This window comes from Bradyrhizobium sp. C9, assembly GCF_002532045.1.
Taxonomy (GTDB): Bacteria; Pseudomonadota; Alphaproteobacteria; order Rhizobiales; family Xanthobacteraceae; genus Bradyrhizobium.
Window position 1 is genome coordinate 216,628 of record NZ_NWTG01000002.1, and the last position, 18,172, is coordinate 234,799.

The following is an 18,172-nucleotide window of genomic DNA, read 5'->3' on the forward strand; positions in this document are numbered from 1 at the left end:
TCAGTGTTGAATTTCAAGTCTTGGAATACAGCCTGAGATGGTCCGCCGGATTGCCTATCAACTCACCGTGACGCGCTACGGTTCGAGCCCCGGCCCGGAGCTCCTCCGCCAATTGAGTGGGAAACAGGCCATCCTGGGTTCAACGGCGAAAAACGCAGCAAAATAAGCGCTCTCACCGCTGACACGGTCGGCCAGAGATATGGCCCGGTCGGGGGGTTGTCAACGCCGCCAAGATGTCAAGGAATTCATCATTTTGACAAGACTTTCGCGTTGCCAATGTAACACGATTGGGCGAGTGTCCGCCCCGCTCGAGCTTCCCCCCTTTAGACCAAGGATTTTGCATGACCACCTCGCCTCCGGAAACCAAAACCGGCCTGCGCCTCGGCCTCGCCACCCTGGCCGCCACGGGCTGTCTTGTCGCAGTGCTGGCTGCCGGCCTCCCGGTCCGCGCCGCGGAGTCCGACCCGGTGCTGGCGAAGGTGAACGGTTCCGAGATCCATGCCAGCGACGTCGCGCTCGCCGAGGAGGAACTCGGCCCGAGCCTGCAGCAGATGGACCCCTCGACCCGCAAGGACAACGTGCTGTCCTTCCTGATCGACATGAAGATCGTGTCCAAGGCCGCCGAGGACAAGAAGATCGAGAACAATGACGACTTCAAGAAGCGGCTCGCCTTCACCCGCAACCGCCTGTTGATGGACAGCCTGCTTGCCAGCGAGGGCAAGGCCGCGACCACCGACGACGCCATGAAGAAGGTCTATGAAGAGGCCTCCAAGCAGATCACCGGCGAGCAGGAGGTGCGCGCCCGCCACATCCTGGTCGAGACCGAGGACGAGGCCAAGGCGATCAAGGCCGAGCTCGACAAGGGCGCCGACTTCGCCGAGCTCGCCAAGAAGAAGTCCAAGGATCCCGGCGCCTCGGACGGCGGCGACCTCGGCTTCTTCACCAAGGAGCAGATGGTGCCGGAATTCTCCGCGGTCGCCTTCACGCTCGAGCCGGGCAAGATCTCCGATCCGGTCAAGTCGCAGTTCGGCTGGCACATCATCAAGGTCGAGGAAAAGCGCAACCGCAAGGCGCCCGACTTCGAGCAGGTGAAGGCCCAGATCGAGACCTATGTGACCCGCAAGGCCCAGGCCGACTATGTCGCCAAGCTGCGCGAGGCCGCCAAGGTCGAGCGGATGGACAAGCCGGCCGAGACGGCCAAGGACGCGACCGCGCCGGCCGATGCCGCCAAGGACGCGCCGAAGCCCGCCGACAACAAGATGGCGCCGGCGAAGAAGTAAGCTTCGCCAACGTTGTTACAGTTGCGATGGCCGGGCATGTCCCGGCCATTTGCTTTTTTGAGGCGCGTTCGTAGCCCGGATGCAGCGAAGCGAAATCTGGGGCAAGCACCATCCAGCTTCACAACGTCGTCCTGGCGAAAGCCATACTCCGCAGCAGTGGTTGTCTTGCCGCGGCGGCAGTTTCTTGAACAATTGATGACGGTGGTTATGGGTCCTGGCTTTCGCCAGGACGACACCGTGATTGCTGCACCACCCTCTCCCGCTTCTCACGGCGAGATGTTATGCAGCGCTTCCCTCCCCGTAGCCGGAAGCCTCTCATGTCCACCGCCGTCTCCCCCCTCGCCCCGCCCGACGTTCCCGAGATGCCCGTGATCGCGGGTGTGCGGCTTGCGACCGCTGCCGCCGGCATCCGCTACAAGGGGCGCACCGACGTGCTGCTCGCGCTGCTGGACAAGGGCACCACGGTGGCCGGCGTGTTCACCAAGTCGAAATGCCCGTCGGCGCCGGTCGAATGGTGCCGCGCCAAGCTGAAGGGCGGGGCCGCGCGCGCGCTGGTGGTCAATTCCGGCAACGCCAACGCCTTCACCGGCAAGACCGGCAAGGCGTCCACCGCCTTGACCGCGCAGATCGCGGCGAAGGCGGTCGGCTGCTCGACGTCGGATGTGTTCCTTGCCTCCACCGGAGTGATCGGTGAGCCGCTCGACGCCACCAAGTTCGACGGCGTGCTGGCGCAGCTCGCGGAGACCGCGACCCCCGATCTGTGGATGGACGCGGCCAAGGCGATCATGACCACCGATACCTTCCCGAAGGTCGCCACCGCGACCGTCAAGCTCGGCAAGGCCAAGGTGACGATCAACGGCATGGCCAAGGGCGCCGGCATGATCATGCCCGACATGGCGACCATGCTGTCCTTCGTCTTCACCGACGCGCCGCTGTCGGCTGGCGTGCTGCAATCGCTGCTCAAGGCCGGCGTCGAGGACACCTTCAATGCGCTGACCATCGACGGCGACACCTCGACCTCGGACACGCTGCTGGCGTTTGCGACCGGCGCTGCGGCAGCGTATGGCGCGCCGAAGATCTCGCGCGCCAGCGACCCGCGCCTGAAGGCCTTCACCAAGGCGTTCCAGCAGATCCTCGCCAATCTGTCCGAACAGGTGGCGCGCGACGGCGAGGGCGCCCGCAAGCTGGTCGAGGTCGTGGTCGAGGGCGCGACGACAAAACCGTCGGCGCGCAAGATCGCGATGTCGATCGCCAATTCGCCGCTGGTGAAGACCGCGATCGCCGGCGAGGACGCCAATTGGGGCCGCGTGGTGATGGCGGTCGGCAAGGCCGGCGAGCCCGCCAACCGCGACAAGCTCTCGATCTCCTTCAACGGCATCCGCGTCGCCAAGAGCGGCGCGCGCGATCCGTCCTACAATGAGAAAGAAGTGTCGGAGGCGATGAAAGCGCCGAAGATCCAGATCAAGGTCGCGCTCGGCCTCGGCAAGGCGAAGGACCGCGTGCTGACCTGCGACCTCACCAAGGAATACGTCGCGATCAACGGCGATTACAGGTCGTAGGGTTCTGCCTCATTCCAGGAAAAACAAGTCGTTCCGTCATCCTGAGGTGCGCGCACTTGCGCGCCTCGAAGGATGCACGGCCCGAATATCCCGACGCTGCGAAAGTTGGGCCGTCGACCCCTTAGGCTCGCTCCGCTCGCACCTCAGGGTGACGGGAGAGACGAGACTTGCGGCCTAGCTGCTGATCCGCGCGTCGGCGACCGCCTTCTTGAACAGCGCGTTCATCGCGTCCGCGATGCCCTGGGTCGGGCTGACCTCGAAATAGAAGCCCGGCGAGGCGCAGGCCTGCATGTTCTGCGCGATCTGGCTGTTCGGTGACGGGCCGAACGGACCCTGATTGAACGGGTCGATCCAGTTCATGTACCAGTTGTTGGTCGGCAGTTGCAGATAGGTGGTGTAGAGCACCGCGATCTTGATGTTGCGCTTCTTGATCGCATCGCAGAGCGCCGGATTGATCGGCGACTGGCAACGATTGCTGCCGGCGAGCGGCTTCAGGCAGCTTGTATTCGGCTCGTCGGCGACCCCGTCGGATACGAAGAACAGATATTTGAGCGGCGCCGACGATGTGCCCGCGCCCGGGTTTGCAATCGCATTGTTGATCTGGGGAAAGATCGCGGTGAACTGGCTGTCCTTGTCCGCGGTGTAGGAATCGTTGTTGCCGTAGACACCCATCAGATCGATGTTGCCGGCCGCCGACTTTGCACTCGACAGGCTCGACGACAGCGAAAACAGGCTTCGCAAGCCATAGGTCGCCGAGGACGCGCCGAAGTCATAGATCGCCATGCGGAACTGGCTCGAATAGGTCTGGGTCGCCGCTGCGGTGTCCATCAATTGCTGGGTTGCGCTGCGAAGCACGTCGATCCGCGTCGTGACGCCAAGCGATTTCGCCAGATTGTAGTAGTTGTTCGGGTCGTTGTAGTCGTGGCAGGCGAAGGCGCATTGGTCATTCGGCTTGAAGCTGTTGCCGGTGGTGGCCGTGACCAGCTTGGCGACATCAGTCGGCGTGGCGCCGACGCCCATCGACGGCGAATTATCCAGCAGCAGATAGAAATCGATGTAGAGCGGCATGTTCGCGGTCGATGTCGAAGTGCCCGACACCGACACCTTGCTGCGGCCCAGCACGCCGAGGAACATGGTCGGGACATCTGCGGAGAATTGGACCGTCGAGGTGATGGTGCCGCCGCTCTTGGTCATGGTCGGCGTCACGTTGGTCAGTGTGAAGCCGTTCTGGTTGAAGATGTTGCCGTTGAAGATCTTCTTCGCGTCGGCCTCGCCGACCGAAATCTCGCCATCCGAGGTCATGGCGCCGGCCGCGAGGAAGCCGGGCGAAGCCTTGGCGACCGATCCGACGCTCGCCGCGTCGGCGGCGGAGATCAGCTTGCTGCGGATCTGGTTGGCGCGGGAATAGTCGACCGCGCATCCGACCGCGACCATGAGCGGCAGCAGGGCCAAACCAAAGATCATCGCGATGTTGCCGGAGCGATCGCGGCGGAAACGGCTGACGGTCCGGAGCAAGGTGTGCATGGGTTTATATCGGCAGAGAAAATGATGCGCTGATAAATCAGGACCTTCACCCTGCCCGCGGCGCATTAAGGCCGGCTTATCGCGAATGCAGAAAAAGCGCGCAGGCACAAATCGTTTGGCCGACGGCGCGTTGCTGGTTAATGAAAGCTTGCAAGACAACAAGGACCATTCGTGCCGCATGGCTGACATCAAGCTGACCCTCGTCGTCGCCTGCGCGCTGGTCGATGCCGACAAGCGCGTGCTGCTGGCGCAGCGCCCCGAAGGCAAGGCATTGGCGGGGCTGTGGGAATTCCCCGGCGGCAAGATCGAGCCCGGCGAGCGGCCGGAGCAGACCCTGATCCGCGAGTTGCACGAGGAGATCGGCATCACCGTGAGCGAGCCGTGCCTCGCACCGCTGACCTTCGCCAGCCATGCCTACGAGACCTTCCATTTGCTGATGCCGCTCTACATCTGCCGCCGCTGGGAGGGCATGGCGGTGGCGCGCGAGGGCCAGAACCTCGCCTGGGTCCGCGCCAACAAGCTGCGCGACTACCCGATGCCGCCGGCGGACATCCCGCTGCTGCCGCATCTGATGGACCTGCTGCTGTGATCCGCTTCGCCTCTCCCGCTCGCGGGGGGAAGCGCGGCTACCCAAAATATCGAAAACAACCCCATGCACAGTAGCCGGCGGTATCGCCGGCGTTCGATCGGGCTGCTTGACACGTCGGGCAACTCACCGGCATAATTCCATTATTCCGAAATCGCGCGAGCAACCGTCGCCCACCTTGTGAGAGAGGTTGGATCGCATCGACAACTGCGATCCGAGAGAAAGGTAAGCGACGGCGGCATCCCCGCTGCTGCCGCGTCTGCTGTGATTTCGCTGGCGCGCGATGAGCGAACGACCGTGAGGGACGCACTATGGACGGGCTCCCTCCCCCCTTGCGGGGGAGGGCTGGGGAGAGGGGTGCCACACGGCGCGCTCCCTCAGCATGCTTCTCGAAGACGGGCGCAGAATTGCGAAAGCGATGATCACACGAGTATCTCGCCCGGGGCTACCCCTCTCCCCAACCCTCTCCCGCAAGGGGAGAGGGAGCCCTGGCACCGTGCGCGCCTAACGCTTCGCCCCCTTCACCGCGGCCTCAAGGCTCGCCTTCGCCGAGCCCGGCTTGAGCGGCTTCGGCTGGCTCTCATGCGGCGCCCAGCCGGACAGCCAGACGATGTCGAAGGTGGCCCGGATGCGGCCGTCGGGATCGGCGAAGCGCTCGTCATAGATCTGCGCCATCCGCAGCATGGTGGCGCGGCGGGTCGGGGTATGGCGGCGATCGCGCAGCACATTGGTCGCGCCCATGCGCCGGAGATCGGCCATCAGCGCGAACGCGCTGGCGTAGCGCACCACGACGCGGTCGACATCGGTGACCGGCAGCGCAAAGCCGGCCCGCTGCAACAGTGCGCCGATGTCGCGCAGATCGGCGAACGGCGCAACGCGTGGCGACACCCCGCCCTCGCACTCCGCCTCCGCCGCGGCAAAGCTCTGCCTGAGCTCGGTCAGCGTGTCGCCGCCCAGCATCGCGGCAAGCAGCAGCCCGTCGCCCTTGAGCGCGCGGCGGATCTGCGCCAGCACGCCCGGCAGATCGTTGACGAACTGGAAGGCGAGCGCGGAGACCACCAGATCGAGCGACTCCGGCGCTAGGCCGAGTGCTTCCGTTTCGCTGAAGCCGATCGGCCCGACCGAGGCGACACGCCCGCGCAAGGCGTCGGCAAGCCCGTCACCCGGCGTCCAGACGTCGGCCGCGGTCGAAAAGCTGCGCGACACCGCCAGCAAGCGGTCGGACATGTCTTCGGTGGCGCGCTCGAGCAGGAACGTCGCCGCCCCCTCGCGCTGCGCGCGCGCCAGCCGCGCGCCGAGCAGTGCGCGGTCGAACAGGATCGGGGCCGTGGCCGGGGTCGTTGCCATTCGCGCTGGTTACGCCGGACCGCCGCCGCAGGCAATGCGCCTTGAGCCCGTGCGGCTCAAACGTTAGCCTCGTCAGCCATGGACGCCGAGGCATCACCGACACGCTCCATTTCCGGTCACATCCAGCGCGCGCTCGGCGCGGTCGGGGGCGCGTGGCTGCATACCGCGCGGCTCATGCTCGACATCGCGCTGCCGACGCTGTGCGTGTCGTGCCGCGAGCCGGTTCATGGCGAGGGCGTCTGCGCCGCCTGCTGGGCCAAATTGTCGTTCATCGCGCCGCCGTTCTGCCCCCGGCTCGGGATTCCCTTTGTCTATGATCCAGGTCCCGAGCTGCTGTCGATGGAGGCGATCGCCAATCCACCGTCCTACCAGCGCGCCCGCGCCGCGGTGCGCTATGACGACGTCGCGCGCACCCTGGTGCACGCATTGAAATACCAGGATCGCACCGACTTGGCGCCGACAATGGGCCGCTGGATGGCGCGCGCGGGGAAGGAATTGCTACAGGGTGCCGACATGCTGGTGCCGGTTCCCCTGCATTGGCGGCGCGGCTGGAGCCGGCGCTACAACCAGTCCGGCGCGCTCGCCAAGGTGATCGCGCGCCAGAGCGGCGTCAAAATGGTGTCCGAGGCGCTGCGGCGCACCCGCGCCACCGAGCAGCAGATCGGGCTGTCGCGCAAGGACCGCGCCAGCAATGTGCAGGGCGCATTCGGGGTCGCCGATGAACGCAAGGCTGACATCCAGGGCCGCCGCGTGGTCCTGGTCGACGACGTCCTGACCTCGGGCGCCACAGTGGATGCCTGCGCGCGGGCGCTGTTGCGCGCCAAGGCCGCGCAGGTCGACGTGCTGGTGTTTGCCCGGGTTGTCGATACCCACCGCGCTCCCATATAATCTGTAACTTCTGGTTCAATCGAGCACACCATGACCGCTGCCATCGAAATCTATACCCGCCCGGGCTGCGGTTATTGCACCGCGGCCAAATCGCTTCTGACGCGCAAGAACGCCGCGTTCACCGAACTCAGCGTCGCCAGCAACCCGGCGTACCGCGACGAGATGTATGATCGCGCCGGCGCGGGCTCGACTTTCCCGCAGATCTTCATCGACAAGACCCATGTCGGCGGCTGCGACGAGCTCTACGCGCTCGACCGCGAGGGCAAGCTCGACGGCCTGCTCAGCAACGGAGGCGGCGCCTGATGAGCACGGACAACATTTTCACCGCCGCCATGGTGCAGATGCGCACCGGATTGCTGCCCGAGCCGAGCCTCGAGCAAGGCACGCGGCTGATCCGCGAAGCGGCGGCACAGGGCGCCAAATACGTGCTGACCCCCGAGGTCAGCAACATGATGCAGCTGAATCGCAAGGCGCTGTTCGAGCACCTGGCCAGCGAAGAGGACGACAAGTCGCTGCAGGCCTATCGCGCACTGGCCGCCGAACTGAAGATCCATCTGCATATCGGCTCGCTGGCGCTGCGCTATTCGCCGGAGAAGGCGGTCAACCGCTCGTTCCTGATCGGGCCCGAGGGCAATGTGCTCGCGAGCTACGACAAGATCCATATGTTCGACATCGACCTGCCGGGCGGCGAGAGCTATCGCGAATCGGCCAACTACCAGCCCGGCGAGACCGCCGTGATCTCCGACCTGCCCTGGGGCCGGATTGGCCTCACGATCTGCTACGACGTGCGCTTCCCGGCGCTCTATCGCGCCCTCGCCGAAGCCGGCGCGTCGTTCCTCACGGTGCCATCCGCCTTCACCCGCAAGACCGGCGAAGCGCACTGGCACACGCTGCTGCGCGCCCGCGCCATCGAGACCGGCTGCTTCGTGTTCGCAGCGGCGCAAGCCGGCCTGCATGAGAACAAGCGCGAGACCTTCGGGCATTCGCTGATCATCGACCCCTGGGGCGAAATCCTCGCCGAGGGCGGCGTCGAGCCCGGCGTGTTCCTGGCCGAGATCGATCCCTCCAAGGTCGAGACCGCGCGCAAGACGATCCCTTCACTTCAGCACGGCAGGCGTTTCGGCATTGCCGACCCCAAGGCCGGCCCGGAGCATCTGCACCTCGTCCGGGGTTCGGCATGATCCGCTACACGCTGCGCTGCGAGCGCGGCCATCAGTTCGAGAGCTGGTTCCAGAGCTCCGCGGCCTATGAATCGCAGGAGCGGCGTCACCTGATCGATTGCCCGTCCTGCGGCTCCGACAAGATCGAGCGTGCGATCATGGCGCCGCAAATCGTCAGCAAGAAGGGCCGCGAACCGGCCCAGCCGGCGCCGGTCGCGCCCGTCGAGGCACCGCCCGCCGAATCGACGTCGCTGATGATGGCGCAGGAGCGCGAGCTGCGCAGCAAGCTGAAGGAATTGCGCGACCACATCGTGAAGAACGCCGACAATGTCGGCGACCGCTTCCCGAACGAGGCGCGCAAGATGCATTACGGCGATATCGAGCATCGGCCGATCTACGGCGAGGCCTCGCCCGAGGAGGCGCGCGCGCTGATCGACGAAGGCGTCGAGGTCTCGCCGCTGCCGACGCTGCCGGAAGACCGGAATTGACCGCGACCTGGCAGGTCTGGGCGTTTCTCTCCGCCGTCTTCGCCGCGCTGACTGCGATCTTCGCCAAGGTCGGCGTCGAGGGCATCAACTCCGATCTCGCCACCCTGATCCGCACCGTGGTCGTGCTGATCACGCTGTCGGCGATCCTGTTCGCGACCGGGCAATTCACCCATGCCGGGCCGATCTCGGGCAAGAGCTGGCTGTTCCTGCTGCTGTCCGGGCTCGGCACCGGCGCGTCGTGGATCTGCTATTTCCGCGCGCTCAAGCTCGGCCCCGCCACACTTGTCGCACCGATCGACAAGCTCAGCGTGGTGCTGGTGGCGCTGTTCGGCGCCGTGTTCCTCGGCGAGCGCCCGTCACCCTATGGCTGGATCGGGATCGCGCTGATCTCGGCGGGGGCCGTGCTGATCGCGGTGAAGGGTTAGATCATTTTCGCGCACTACGCGGCGATCAGCAGCGCGACGCCGATCACAATCAGGACGATGCCGATCACCTCACGCAGCGAGAACGGCTGCTTGAGCGAGAAATACGCCACGCCCTGCGCGAACAGCACCTCGATCAGCGCCAGCGTGCGCACATTGGCGGCGGCCGTGAGCGCGAACGCCAGGAACCAGAACTGCGAGGAGAACGCGCCCATGAAGCCCGCGAACATCGAGGGCCGCCACAGGCCGAGGATCTTCCGCAGCACATCGGGTGCGCGCAGCAACAGATAGACCGACAGGATCAGCGTCTGGACGAACAGGCTCCACATCAGCGTGTAGGAGGCAGCCGTCACAAACGAGACGCCGGGCACGGCAATGATCGCGCCGCGAAAGCTCACCGCCGAGATCGCAAACACGGCGGCGGCACCAAGGCCGAGCACGGTCGGCCGCAGATCGGCAAAACTCTTCTGCCCGCCAGGCCTGAGCGCGGTGACGACGACGCCGACGGTCGCGATCACGATCGCGATCACCTTGGGCGTCGTCAGATGGTCGCCGAGGAAGATGAAGCCGAAGATCGCGGTCTGGATCGCCTCGGTCTTCATATAGGCCGTGGTCACCACGAAGGAGCGGTCGTTCATCGCCAGCAGCATGAAGCCGGTGCCGACGATCTGGCTAAGCGCGCCGGACAACAGCCACGGCCAGAAAGAGGCCGCCGGCCACGGCACGCGATCGCCGGTCAGCAGCACCGCCAGCGCGAAGAACACCACCGCGAACGGCAGTCCGAACAGGAAGCGGATATTGGTCGCGCCCCAGGTCCCGAGCGGCCCGGTCAGATGCCGCTGCATCGCATTGCGCGTCACCTGCCCGAACGCAGCGACGATGGTGAAGGGGATCCAGAGCGAGGCGATCGTGAACATGCGGGATGAGGAAAGTGTGCCGGGGCGGGAGTACGCGCACAACGTGCCGATTGCGGTCGAGGCGGTCAACCGGGACGGTGCATGACAGGATTGCGTCTCTACTCCCTCGCCCCGCTCTTGCGGGGAGAGGGTTGGGGTGAGGGGCTGCTTCCGCAAATTCGACGGTCGACGCGCGCGGAGAGTCCCCCTCACCCGGATTGCTTCGCAATCCGACCTCTCCCCGCAAGCGGGGCGAGGTAACAGGAACTCACGCCTCCTCCGCCACCACCATGTAGTTCACGTCCATGTCGGGCGAGACGCTCCATTTGTCGGCGAGTGGGTTGTAGACCACGCCGGCCTGTTCGGTGACGGTGAGGTTGACGTCGCCGAGATAGCGCTCGAGCTCGGCGGGGGTGACGAACTTGCTCCACTCATGGGTGCCGCGCGGCAGCCAGCGCAGCACGTATTCGGCGCCGACGATCGCCAGCGCAAAGCTCTTCCAGTTGCGGTTCAAGGTCGAGACCACCATCAGCCCGCCCGGCTTGAGCATGGCGGCGCAGCGCTTGATGAAGGCGCCGACGTCGACGACGTGCTCGACCACCTCCATCGCCAGCACGATGTCGAAGCGCTCGCGTGCGTCCATCTCCTCCACCGTGGTGCAGCGGTAGTCGATCGACAAATGCCCCTTGTCGGCATGCAGCTTCGCCGCCGCGATGTTGGTGGCGGACGGATCGATCCCGATCACCTGGGCCCCTAACCGGGTGAACGGCTCGCACAGCAGCCCGGCGCCGCAGCCGATGTCGAGCAGGCGCAGGCCGGACAGGCAGCTCAGGCTCTTGGCGTTGCGCTCGAACTTGCGGCAGGCGGCATCGCGGATATAGGTCAGGCGCAGCGGATTGATCTTGTGCAGCGGCGCCATCTTGCCGTGCGGATCCCACCATTCGTCCGACAGTCTTGAAAACTTCGCGATTTCGGCCGGATCGACCGAACTGGCGGAAGCATTGGACAGAGTTGTTTGCGTGGCCATGATTGCGCGCGCCCCTATCGCGCGGTGATCGAATTGCGAAACGACAGCGGCGAGGCGATGGTCTTGATGGTTTCGATGCCCTCGCCGACGCCGCGGATGGTGACGTCGCCATAATTGAGCAGACGCCCCATGATGCTCTGGTTGACGTCGACGCTCTCGACCTTGTCGAGGCTCATCTCGAAGGTGCGCCGCTTGATGAAGCCGGTTTTGTGCACGACGCGGAAATTGGTCACGTCAGTCTCGGTAGTCCAGCGATGGAACCAGGCTGCGCCGGTCCAGTACAGCGCCGCGACCGCGACCACGGCGGCGGCCGCAAGGCAGGCCAGCACCAGGGCGTCAACCATCGTCATCCGTGACAGGATCAGCAGCGCCAGCACCACGATCCAGGCCGCGATCGCCGGCAGATAGAACATCCAGTGCGCATTGGTGGAATACAGCACCTTCTCGCCGGGCTGAAGGATTTCGTCGATATAGCGTCCCATCCAATCCCGCCTTCGCGTTACCCGCACGCCACAGCCCGCCCGCAACCGGTCAAAACACCCCCGGTGGACCTTCGGGGACCCCTACCAACCGGCTTGCCCCCGGGCGCGGCGCTATGTATACGCGCCTTTCGGTGCCCGCGCTTGCGGTTTTCGGCGTGGGTTAACCTACTTATCCTCTTAAAGGAATAGACGCGTCGTCATGGGCCGCCTCGTGATGAAATTCGGCGGTACGTCCGTCGCCAATATCGATCGTATCCGCAACGTCGCCCAGCACGTGAAGCGCGAGGTCGACGCCGGCCACGAGGTCGCCGTCGTCGTGTCCGCGATGTCCGGCAAGACCAACGAGCTGGTGGGCTGGTGCACCGAGGCCTCGCCGATGCACGACGCGCGCGAATATGACGCGGTGGTCGCCTCCGGCGAACAGGTCACCTCGGGCCTGCTCGCGATCGTGCTGCAGGGCATCGGCATCCAGGCGCGCTCCTGGCAGGGCTGGCAGATCCCGATCAAGACCTCGGACGCGCACGCTTCGGCGCGAATCCTCGACATCGACGGCAGCGAGATCATCGGCCGTTTCAAGGAGCGCAAGGAAGTCGCAGTGATCGCCGGCTTCCAGGGCATCAACCCGCAGACCGGCCGTATCACGACGCTCGGCCGCGGCGGCTCGGACACCTCGGCGGTGGCGATCGCGGCTGCACTGAAGGCCGACCGCTGCGACATCTACACCGATGTCGACGGCGTCTACACCACCGACCCGCGCGTGGTGCCGAAGGCGCGCCGGCTCGACAAGATCGCGTTCGAGGACATGCTGGAGCTGGCCTCGCAGGGCGCCAAGGTGCTGCAGGTCCGCTCGGTGGAACTCGGCATGGTGCACAACATGCCGATCTTCGTGCGCTCCAGCTTCGACAAGCCAGAGGATATCGACCCGCACGCCAACCAACCGCCGGGCACGCTGATCTGCAGCGAGGAGGAAATCATGGAAATGCACGTCGTCACCGGCATCGCCTTCTCCAAGGACGAAGCCCAGATTTCCGTGCGCCAGATCGAGGACAAGCCCGGCGTCGCCGCGGCGATCTTCGGGCCGCTCGCGGACGCCAACATCAATGTCGACATGATCGTGCAGAACGTGTCGGAGGACGGCAAGACCACCGACCTCACCTTCACCGTGCCGGCCACCGACTACAACCGCGCCAAGGACACCATTACCTCCGCCAAGGCCAAGATCGGCTATGTCAGGCTCGACACCGCGACCGACGTCGCCAAGGTCTCGGTGATCGGCAGCGGCATGCGCAGCCATGCCGGCGTCGCCGCGAAGGCGTTCAAGGCGCTGTCCGAGCGCAACATCAACATCCGCGCCATCACCACCTCCGAGATCAAGTTCTCGGTCCTGATCGACGCCGCCTACACCGAACTCGCGGTGCGCACGCTGCACACGCTGTACGGGCTGGATCAGGCGTAGGGCATTGAGGAACCCTCTCCCCTTGTGGGAGAGGTGGTTTCGATGCGTTTAGCATCGAAACCGGGCGAGAGGTCTGCCTCCGCGGATTGAGACCCCTCACCCGTCGCGGACTGCGCGTAGCCGATGCGCAGCATCGGCGTTTCCAAGAACGGCGACCGCGGGCCGCCTGTGGCCACCTTCTCCACAAGGGAAGAAGGAGGAGGGCCCCGGTACCCACATCCCGGAGTTAGAATTTCTCTTAGCGGGCGCAGCATAGGGCTGGCGCAGACGTTATTTGCTACTGGCAGGCGTTTTGCTTGGCAAAGCGAGCCTCGATTGGCTATACGGCCAGTCAGGTGGGCTGTCGCAAACTGTGGCACAGTTTGTGCGATCCCGAATCGGCGGGAACTGGCGCGAGCGGCGACGCCGAATGACTAAAATTGTTGTTTTTGACGAGTTTTGCGCCAACGGCCGGCCGGCCCGGTGCGCCGGCCTCGTGGGGAGGGACTGAAGCACATGCGGAGCGCGTCGGGAGGCCCCCGCGTCCTGTTGAGACGGCTCCGCGAAACCATGGCGGAGCAAGTCTCCGCCCAGGAACGCCTCGACAAGATCGTGGTGCTGATCGCGGCCAACATGGTGGCCGAGGTCTGCTCCTGCTACGTGCTGCGCATCGACAACACCCTCGAACTCTACGCCACCGAAGGTCTGAACCGCGACGCCGTGCACCGCACCGTGCTGAGCGCGCATGAGGGCCTGGTCGGCCTCGTCGCCAGCGAGGCGACGCCGCTCAATCTCTCCGACGCGCAAAGCCACCCCGCCTTCGCCTACCGCCCGGAGACCGGCGAAGAGATCTACCACTCGTTCCTCGGCGTGCCGATCCTGCGCGCCGGCAACACGCTCGGCGTGCTCGTGGTGCAGAACCGCGCCAAGCGCACCTATGTCGAGGAAGAGGTCGAGGCGCTGCAGACCACCGCCATGGTGCTCGCGGAGATGATCGCCTCGGGCGAGCTGGCCGCGCTGGCGCAGCCGGGCGCCGAGCCCGCCGCCCGGCACTCGCTGCACAAGACCGGCGCGGTGCTCTCCGACGGCATCGCGCTCGGCCATGTCGTGCTGCACGAGCCGCGCGTCGTCATCACCAACTACATCGCCGAAGACCTGCCGAAGGAGATCAAGCGGCTCGACACGGCGCTGGCCAATCTGCGCGCCGATCTCGACCGCATGCTGGAGCGCGGCGACGTCGCCGAAGGCGGCGAGCATCGCGAGGTGCTGGAAGCCTACCGCATGTTCGCCAACGACCAGGGCTGGTCGCACAAGCTGCATGAGGCGGTCGCCACCGGCCTCACCGCGGAAGCCGCCGTCGAACGCGTGCAGTCCGACACCCGCGCCCGCATGCTGCGCTCGACCGATCCCTATCTGCGTGACCGCCTGCACGATCTCGAGGATCTCGGCCATCGCCTGATGCGCCAACTGGTCGGCCAGGACCATGCGCCGACCCGCGAGCAGCTGCCAGACAATGCCATCCTGATCGCCCGCGCGATGGGCCCTGCGGCGCTGCTCGACTATGACCGCAAGCGGCTGCGCGGCCTGGTGCTGGAGGAAGGCACCGCGAACTCCCACGTCTCGATCGTGGCGCGCGCGCTCGGCATTCCCGCGGTCGGCGAGGTGCCGAACGCGCCCGGCATTGCCGATCCGGGCGATGCCATCATCGTCGACGGCATTTCCGGCGAGATCTATGTCCGCCCGTCCGCCGAGATCGAATCCGCCTATGCCGAGCGCGTCCGGTTCCGGGCACGGCGCCAGGCGCAATATTCGGCGCTGCGCGACAAGCCTTGCGTGACCAAGGACGGCCAGCCGATCGAGCTCCTGATCAATGCCGGCCTGACCATCGACCTGCCGCACATCGAGGACACCGGCAGCGCCGGCATCGGCCTGTTCCGCACCGAATTGCAGTTCATGGTGAGCCCGAGCCTGCCGCGTTCGAGCGACCAGCTCGCGCTCTATCGCACGGTACTCGATGCCGCGGGCGCAAAACCCGTCACCTTCCGCACGCTCGACATCGGCGGCGACAAGGCGCTGCCCTATATGGAGACCGTGGTCGAGGAAAATCCCGCGCTGGGCTGGCGCGCGATCCGGCTTGGCCTCGACCGCCCGGGCCTGCTGCGCGGCCAGATCCGCGCGTTGCTGCGCGCCGGCGGCGGCCGCGCCCTCAAGATCATGTTCCCGATGATCTCCGACATCACCGAGTTCGACCAGGCCAAGGCGATCGTCGAACGCGAGCTGACTTACCTGCGCCAGCACGGCCATTCGCTGCCGGAGCGGATCGATATCGGCACCATGGTCGAGGTGCCGGCCCTGCTCTACCAGCTCGACGAGCTCTTGAAGAAGGTCGACTTCGTCTCGGTCGGCTCCAACGACCTGTTCCAGTTCCTGTTCGCGGTCGACCGCGGCAATGCCAAGGTCTCGGAACGCTTCGACATCCTGTCGGCGCCGATCCTGCGCGCGCTGCGCGACATCGTGCGCAAGGCCAAGACCGCGAAGAAGGCCGCCTCGCTGTGCGGCGAGATGGCGTCGAAGCCGATCGGCGCGCTGGCGCTGATCGCGCTCGGCTACCGTTCGCTGTCATTGTCGGCAACCGCGCACGGCCCGGTCAAGGCGCTGATCCTCGACCTCGACGCCAAGAAGGCCGAGGCGATGATCAACCCGCTGCTGGACGCGCCGGTCGGCAGCGTCTCGATCCGCGAGGCGCTGACGAAGTTTGCGGAAACCGAGGGGCTGGCCTTGTAGCGACGCTGCCGTCGCCTCCGCCACCCCTTCGCGCTTTCAGCAAATTCGAGACACTGCCATGCTACCCGAAGCCAAACTCGACGTCCTGCTCGCCCATCACGCCTCGCTCGAGGCCGAGCTGCTCGGCGAGGTCAAGTCCGATCGTTATGTTGCGATCACCCGCGAGCTCGCCGAGCTCAATCCGCTGATCGATGCGGTGAAGACCTATCGTTCAGCGCGCAGCGAGCTCGCCGACACCGAGGCGTTGCTGGCGGATGCCGGGACCGATCCCGAGATGCGCAGCATGGCGGAAGCCGAGCTGGAAACGCTGCAGGCGCGGATCGGCGATCTCGAGCAGAAGATCCGCGTCGCGCTGCTGCCGAAAGACGCGATGGACGACCGCAACGTGGTGCTGGAAATCCGCGCCGGCACCGGCGGCGACGAGGCCTCGCTGTTCGCCGGCGACCTGTTCCGGATGTATGAGCGCTTCGCGGCCTTGCAGGGCTGGAAGGTCGAGGTGATCTCGGCCAGCGAAGGCACCGTCGGCGGCTTCAAGGAAATCATCGCCGAGGTGCAGGGCCGCGGCGCCTTCGCCAAGCTGAAATTCGAATCCGGCGTGCACCGCGTGCAGCGCGTGCCCGACACCGAGACGCAGGGCCGCATCCACACCTCGGCCGCCACGGTCGCCGTGCTGCCCGAGGTCGAGGACGTCGACGTCGACATCAAGGACACGGATCTGCGGATCGAGACCATGCGCGCCGGCGGTGCCGGCGGCCAGCACGTCAACAAGACCGAGTCCGCTATCCGCATCACCCATCTGCCGACCGGCATCGTGGTGATGATGCAGGACAGCCGCTCGCAACACAAAAACCGGGCGTCGGCGATGAACATCCTGCGCTCGCGCATCTATGACGCCGAGCGCCAGCGGGTCGAGGCCGCACGCTCCGCCGACCGCAAGGAGAAGGTCGGCTCCGGCGACCGCTCGGAGCGCATCCGCACCTACAATTTCCCGCAAGGGAGAGTGACCGACCACCGCATCAACCTGACGCTCTACAAGCTGCCGCAGGTGATCGCAGGCGAGGCGCTCGGCGAACTGATCGATGCGCTGACCACCGAGCACCAGGCCGCGCAGCTCGCGGCCCAGGGCGCGGCGGCATGACGAGCGCCGCCGGCGCTCCACTCACGGCTTGCCGGGTTGCGGAGACGATCTCAGCAAACGGCGCAGTGCCGGGCTCGCGGCGCGACGCAGCTCCTCGACATTCTTCTTCGAGATGACCTGAAGCTTCTGCTCGCCCTTCGCCGTCAGCTTGAGCTGAACCCGCCGGCCATCCTCCGGATCGGTCACCCGGCTGACCAGCCCGACCTTCACCATGCGGTTCATCAGTTCGACGGCGGAGTGATGCCTTATCAGCAGGAATCGGGCGATATCACCGACGCTGGGCGGGCCGGGCTCGACAAAGCCCTTGATCCCGAGCAGCGCCTGATGCTGCTGCGGCGTCAATCCGGCCTGGCGGGCCCCCTCCTCGCTGAACGCGAGGAACGTCCGCAGCTCATAGCGAAACTGCGCCAGCGCCCGATAATCGACCGTCGTGGCAGCCGCGTTGCGTTTCGCGGCCCCGGCTGGGGCTCGCTGTCTTGGTGGAGGCATTCCGTCGTCCCGCTCTGGCTCGCTCCGCTCGATGGCAGGAGCCGGCCGACGCTACCAAGCCCGCGCCGGACGGACCATCCTACCGGCGGGCTTTGCACTCATGTTTTCAACGGTTTGACGATCAAGCGGCCCGGGATGGCGTCACGGCTGCGGCCAGTGGTCGTAGCTCGAACTCAATATCTTCAGCAGCACGATCTGGAAGGCGACCGGAATCCGCGGGCTGCGGCGGCGGATCGACTTCTCCAGCGCCTCGGTGATCTCGCTCTTGGTGAGATCGCCGGCCGAGGCGCGCTCGACCAGACTGCCCCAGACTGCGGACAGCGATTTGCCGGTATGGTGCGGCGCCGGGATCGAGATCCCGCGCGACGCCGCCCAATCGATGATCTCGCGCATGGTCTGCCGCCCGCAATTTCGCGCGGTCGCAAGATGGCGCGCCGTGAGCAGGCGCAGCAGGTCGTCGGATGGCGTCCAGCCGAGCTTCGGCGGCACCTCGTCGGTCAGCTCGACCGACAGCTCCTTCAGCACGTTCATCGCGCGAATGCTCAGGCCGCTCGATGGCTCGGCGCGGCCATCCTCGGTCCCGGCGTGCTCTGCGGTATTTCCGGCGCGATTTGAAGGCTCCTGGATCATCGCCCCCTCACTTACAGGACCCGCACCCGGGCGGTAA

Annotated in this window: 18 protein-coding genes; 11 read left to right on the top strand and 7 right to left on the bottom strand. The window is 65.8% G+C overall.

Annotated elements, in window-relative coordinates:
* Positions 1–341: 341 nt before the first annotated feature.
* Positions 342–1,280, top strand: coding sequence for a peptidylprolyl isomerase (locus tag CO675_RS05875; RefSeq protein ID WP_097671099.1), 939 nt, complete (start codon positions 342–344; stop codon positions 1,278–1,280).
* A gap of 317 nt (positions 1,281–1,597) precedes the next feature.
* Positions 1,598–2,839, top strand: coding sequence for a bifunctional glutamate N-acetyltransferase/amino-acid acetyltransferase ArgJ (gene argJ, locus CO675_RS05880; RefSeq protein ID WP_097671100.1), 1,242 nt, complete (start codon positions 1,598–1,600; stop codon positions 2,837–2,839).
* Positions 2,840–3,013: 174 nt separating this feature from the next.
* Here argJ and CO675_RS05885 read toward each other — a convergent pair whose 3' ends face one another.
* Complete coding sequence (locus CO675_RS05885) at positions 3,014–4,363, bottom strand: TadE/TadG family type IV pilus assembly protein (protein ID WP_097671101.1); 1,350 nt, start codon at positions 4,361–4,363, stop codon at positions 3,014–3,016.
* 178 nt (positions 4,364–4,541) lie between these two features.
* Between CO675_RS05885 and CO675_RS05890 the strand changes: the two genes are divergently transcribed.
* Positions 4,542–4,952, top strand: a complete 411-nt coding sequence (locus tag CO675_RS05890) for a (deoxy)nucleoside triphosphate pyrophosphohydrolase (protein WP_076864004.1) — start codon at positions 4,542–4,544, stop codon at positions 4,950–4,952.
* A gap of 501 nt (positions 4,953–5,453) precedes the next feature.
* On the opposite strand, the gene CO675_RS05895 is transcribed toward CO675_RS05890, so the two are convergent.
* The gene (locus tag CO675_RS05895; protein WP_097671102.1) at positions 5,454–6,296 is read right to left on the bottom strand and encodes a methyltransferase domain-containing protein; all 843 of its coding nucleotides are present in this window, start codon (positions 6,294–6,296) and stop codon (positions 5,454–5,456) included.
* A gap of 78 nt (positions 6,297–6,374) precedes the next feature.
* On the opposite strand from CO675_RS05895, the gene CO675_RS05900 reads away from it, so the two are divergent.
* Genes CO675_RS05900 through CO675_RS05920 form a run of 5 tightly spaced genes read left to right on the top strand, consistent with a single transcriptional unit; the run spans position 6,375 to position 9,257 of the window.
* Positions 6,375–7,184, top strand: coding sequence for a ComF family protein (locus CO675_RS05900; RefSeq protein WP_097671103.1), 810 nt, complete (start codon positions 6,375–6,377; stop codon positions 7,182–7,184).
* A 30-nt stretch (positions 7,185–7,214) separates the two neighbouring features.
* Entirely contained in the window at positions 7,215–7,487 is a 273-nt protein-coding gene (gene grxC, locus CO675_RS05905) for a glutaredoxin 3 (RefSeq protein ID WP_097671104.1), read from the top strand.
* Positions 7,487–8,365, top strand: a complete 879-nt coding sequence (locus CO675_RS05910; RefSeq protein WP_092120177.1) for a carbon-nitrogen hydrolase family protein — start codon at positions 7,487–7,489, stop codon at positions 8,363–8,365. The genes grxC and CO675_RS05910 overlap by 1 nt, the downstream gene beginning before the upstream one ends.
* Positions 8,362–8,832, top strand: a complete 471-nt coding sequence (locus CO675_RS05915) for a DUF1178 family protein (protein WP_097671105.1) — start codon at positions 8,362–8,364, stop codon at positions 8,830–8,832. Before CO675_RS05910 ends, CO675_RS05915 begins: the two co-directional genes overlap by 4 nt.
* Positions 8,829–9,257, top strand: coding sequence for an EamA family transporter (locus CO675_RS05920; RefSeq protein ID WP_097671106.1), 429 nt, complete (start codon positions 8,829–8,831; stop codon positions 9,255–9,257). The genes CO675_RS05915 and CO675_RS05920 overlap by 4 nt, the downstream gene beginning before the upstream one ends.
* A 14-nt stretch (positions 9,258–9,271) precedes the next feature.
* On the opposite strand, the gene CO675_RS05925 is transcribed toward CO675_RS05920, so the two are convergent.
* From CO675_RS05925 to CO675_RS05935, 3 genes are all read right to left on the bottom strand, one after another.
* On the bottom strand, positions 9,272–10,171 hold the full coding sequence (locus CO675_RS05925) for a DMT family transporter (protein WP_097671107.1): 900 nt from the start codon (positions 10,169–10,171) through the stop codon (positions 9,272–9,274).
* A gap of 247 nt (positions 10,172–10,418) precedes the next feature.
* Entirely contained in the window at positions 10,419–11,177 is a 759-nt protein-coding gene (ubiG, locus tag CO675_RS05930) for a bifunctional 2-polyprenyl-6-hydroxyphenol methylase/3-demethylubiquinol 3-O-methyltransferase UbiG (protein ID WP_097671108.1), read from the bottom strand.
* A 14-nt stretch (positions 11,178–11,191) separates the two neighbouring features.
* Positions 11,192–11,659, bottom strand: a complete 468-nt coding sequence (locus tag CO675_RS05935) for a PH domain-containing protein (protein ID WP_097671109.1) — start codon at positions 11,657–11,659, stop codon at positions 11,192–11,194.
* 199 nt (positions 11,660–11,858) lie between these two features.
* Between CO675_RS05935 and CO675_RS05940 the strand changes: the two genes are divergently transcribed.
* The 3 genes from CO675_RS05940 to prfA all read left to right on the top strand — a co-directional run bounded on the left by CO675_RS05940 (position 11,859) and on the right by prfA (position 17,016).
* Positions 11,859–13,115: an aspartate kinase gene (locus tag CO675_RS05940; protein WP_097671110.1), complete on the top strand. Its 1,257-nt coding sequence runs from the start codon at positions 11,859–11,861 to the stop codon at positions 13,113–13,115.
* Between the two features lie 495 nt (positions 13,116–13,610).
* Entirely contained in the window at positions 13,611–15,878 is a 2,268-nt protein-coding gene (gene ptsP, locus CO675_RS05945; protein ID WP_097671111.1) for a phosphoenolpyruvate--protein phosphotransferase, read from the top strand.
* 58 nt (positions 15,879–15,936) lie between these two features.
* Positions 15,937–17,016 carry a peptide chain release factor 1 gene (prfA, locus tag CO675_RS05950; RefSeq protein ID WP_097671112.1) on the top strand — a complete coding sequence of 360 codons (1,080 nt, stop codon included), beginning with the start codon at positions 15,937–15,939 and terminating at the stop codon, positions 17,014–17,016.
* A 21-nt stretch (positions 17,017–17,037) separates the two neighbouring features.
* On the opposite strand, the gene CO675_RS05955 is transcribed toward prfA, so the two are convergent.
* Both CO675_RS05955 and CO675_RS05960 read right to left on the bottom strand, forming a co-directional pair.
* Positions 17,038–17,505, bottom strand: coding sequence for a MarR family winged helix-turn-helix transcriptional regulator (locus CO675_RS05955; protein ID WP_097671113.1), 468 nt, complete (start codon positions 17,503–17,505; stop codon positions 17,038–17,040).
* A 141-nt stretch (positions 17,506–17,646) separates the two neighbouring features.
* On the bottom strand, positions 17,647–18,135 hold the full coding sequence (locus tag CO675_RS05960; protein WP_097671114.1) for a hypothetical protein: 489 nt from the start codon (positions 18,133–18,135) through the stop codon (positions 17,647–17,649).
* Positions 18,136–18,172 lie beyond the last annotated feature (37 nt).

Bases quoted from the DNA above. Each gene is read 5' to 3' on its own strand.
- CO675_RS05875 (WP_097671099.1), top strand. From the start codon at position 342: ATGACCACCTCGCCTCCGGAAACCAAAACCGGCCTGCGCCTCGGCCTC.
- argJ (WP_097671100.1), top strand. From the start codon at position 1,598: ATGTCCACCGCCGTCTCCCCCCTCGCCCCGCCCGACGTTCCCGAGATG.
- CO675_RS05885 (WP_097671101.1), bottom strand. From the start codon at position 4,363: ATGCACACCTTGCTCCGGACCGTCAGCCGTTTCCGCCGCGATCGCTCC.
- CO675_RS05890 (WP_076864004.1), top strand. From the start codon at position 4,542: ATGGCTGACATCAAGCTGACCCTCGTCGTCGCCTGCGCGCTGGTCGAT.
- CO675_RS05895 (WP_097671102.1), bottom strand. From the start codon at position 6,296: ATGGCAACGACCCCGGCCACGGCCCCGATCCTGTTCGACCGCGCACTG.
- CO675_RS05900 (WP_097671103.1), top strand. From the start codon at position 6,375: ATGGACGCCGAGGCATCACCGACACGCTCCATTTCCGGTCACATCCAG.
- grxC (WP_097671104.1), top strand. From the start codon at position 7,215: ATGACCGCTGCCATCGAAATCTATACCCGCCCGGGCTGCGGTTATTGC.
- CO675_RS05910 (WP_092120177.1), top strand. From the start codon at position 7,487: ATGAGCACGGACAACATTTTCACCGCCGCCATGGTGCAGATGCGCACC.
- CO675_RS05915 (WP_097671105.1), top strand. From the start codon at position 8,362: ATGATCCGCTACACGCTGCGCTGCGAGCGCGGCCATCAGTTCGAGAGC.
- CO675_RS05925 (WP_097671107.1), bottom strand. From the start codon at position 10,171: ATGTTCACGATCGCCTCGCTCTGGATCCCCTTCACCATCGTCGCTGCG.
- ubiG (WP_097671108.1), bottom strand. From the start codon at position 11,177: ATGGCCACGCAAACAACTCTGTCCAATGCTTCCGCCAGTTCGGTCGAT.
- CO675_RS05935 (WP_097671109.1), bottom strand. From the start codon at position 11,659: ATGGGACGCTATATCGACGAAATCCTTCAGCCCGGCGAGAAGGTGCTG.
- CO675_RS05940 (WP_097671110.1), top strand. From the start codon at position 11,859: ATGGGCCGCCTCGTGATGAAATTCGGCGGTACGTCCGTCGCCAATATC.
- ptsP (WP_097671111.1), top strand. From the start codon at position 13,611: ATGCGGAGCGCGTCGGGAGGCCCCCGCGTCCTGTTGAGACGGCTCCGC.
- prfA (WP_097671112.1), top strand. From the start codon at position 15,937: ATGCTACCCGAAGCCAAACTCGACGTCCTGCTCGCCCATCACGCCTCG.
- CO675_RS05955 (WP_097671113.1), bottom strand. From the start codon at position 17,505: ATGCCTCCACCAAGACAGCGAGCCCCAGCCGGGGCCGCGAAACGCAAC.
- CO675_RS05960 (WP_097671114.1), bottom strand. From the start codon at position 18,135: ATGATCCAGGAGCCTTCAAATCGCGCCGGAAATACCGCAGAGCACGCC.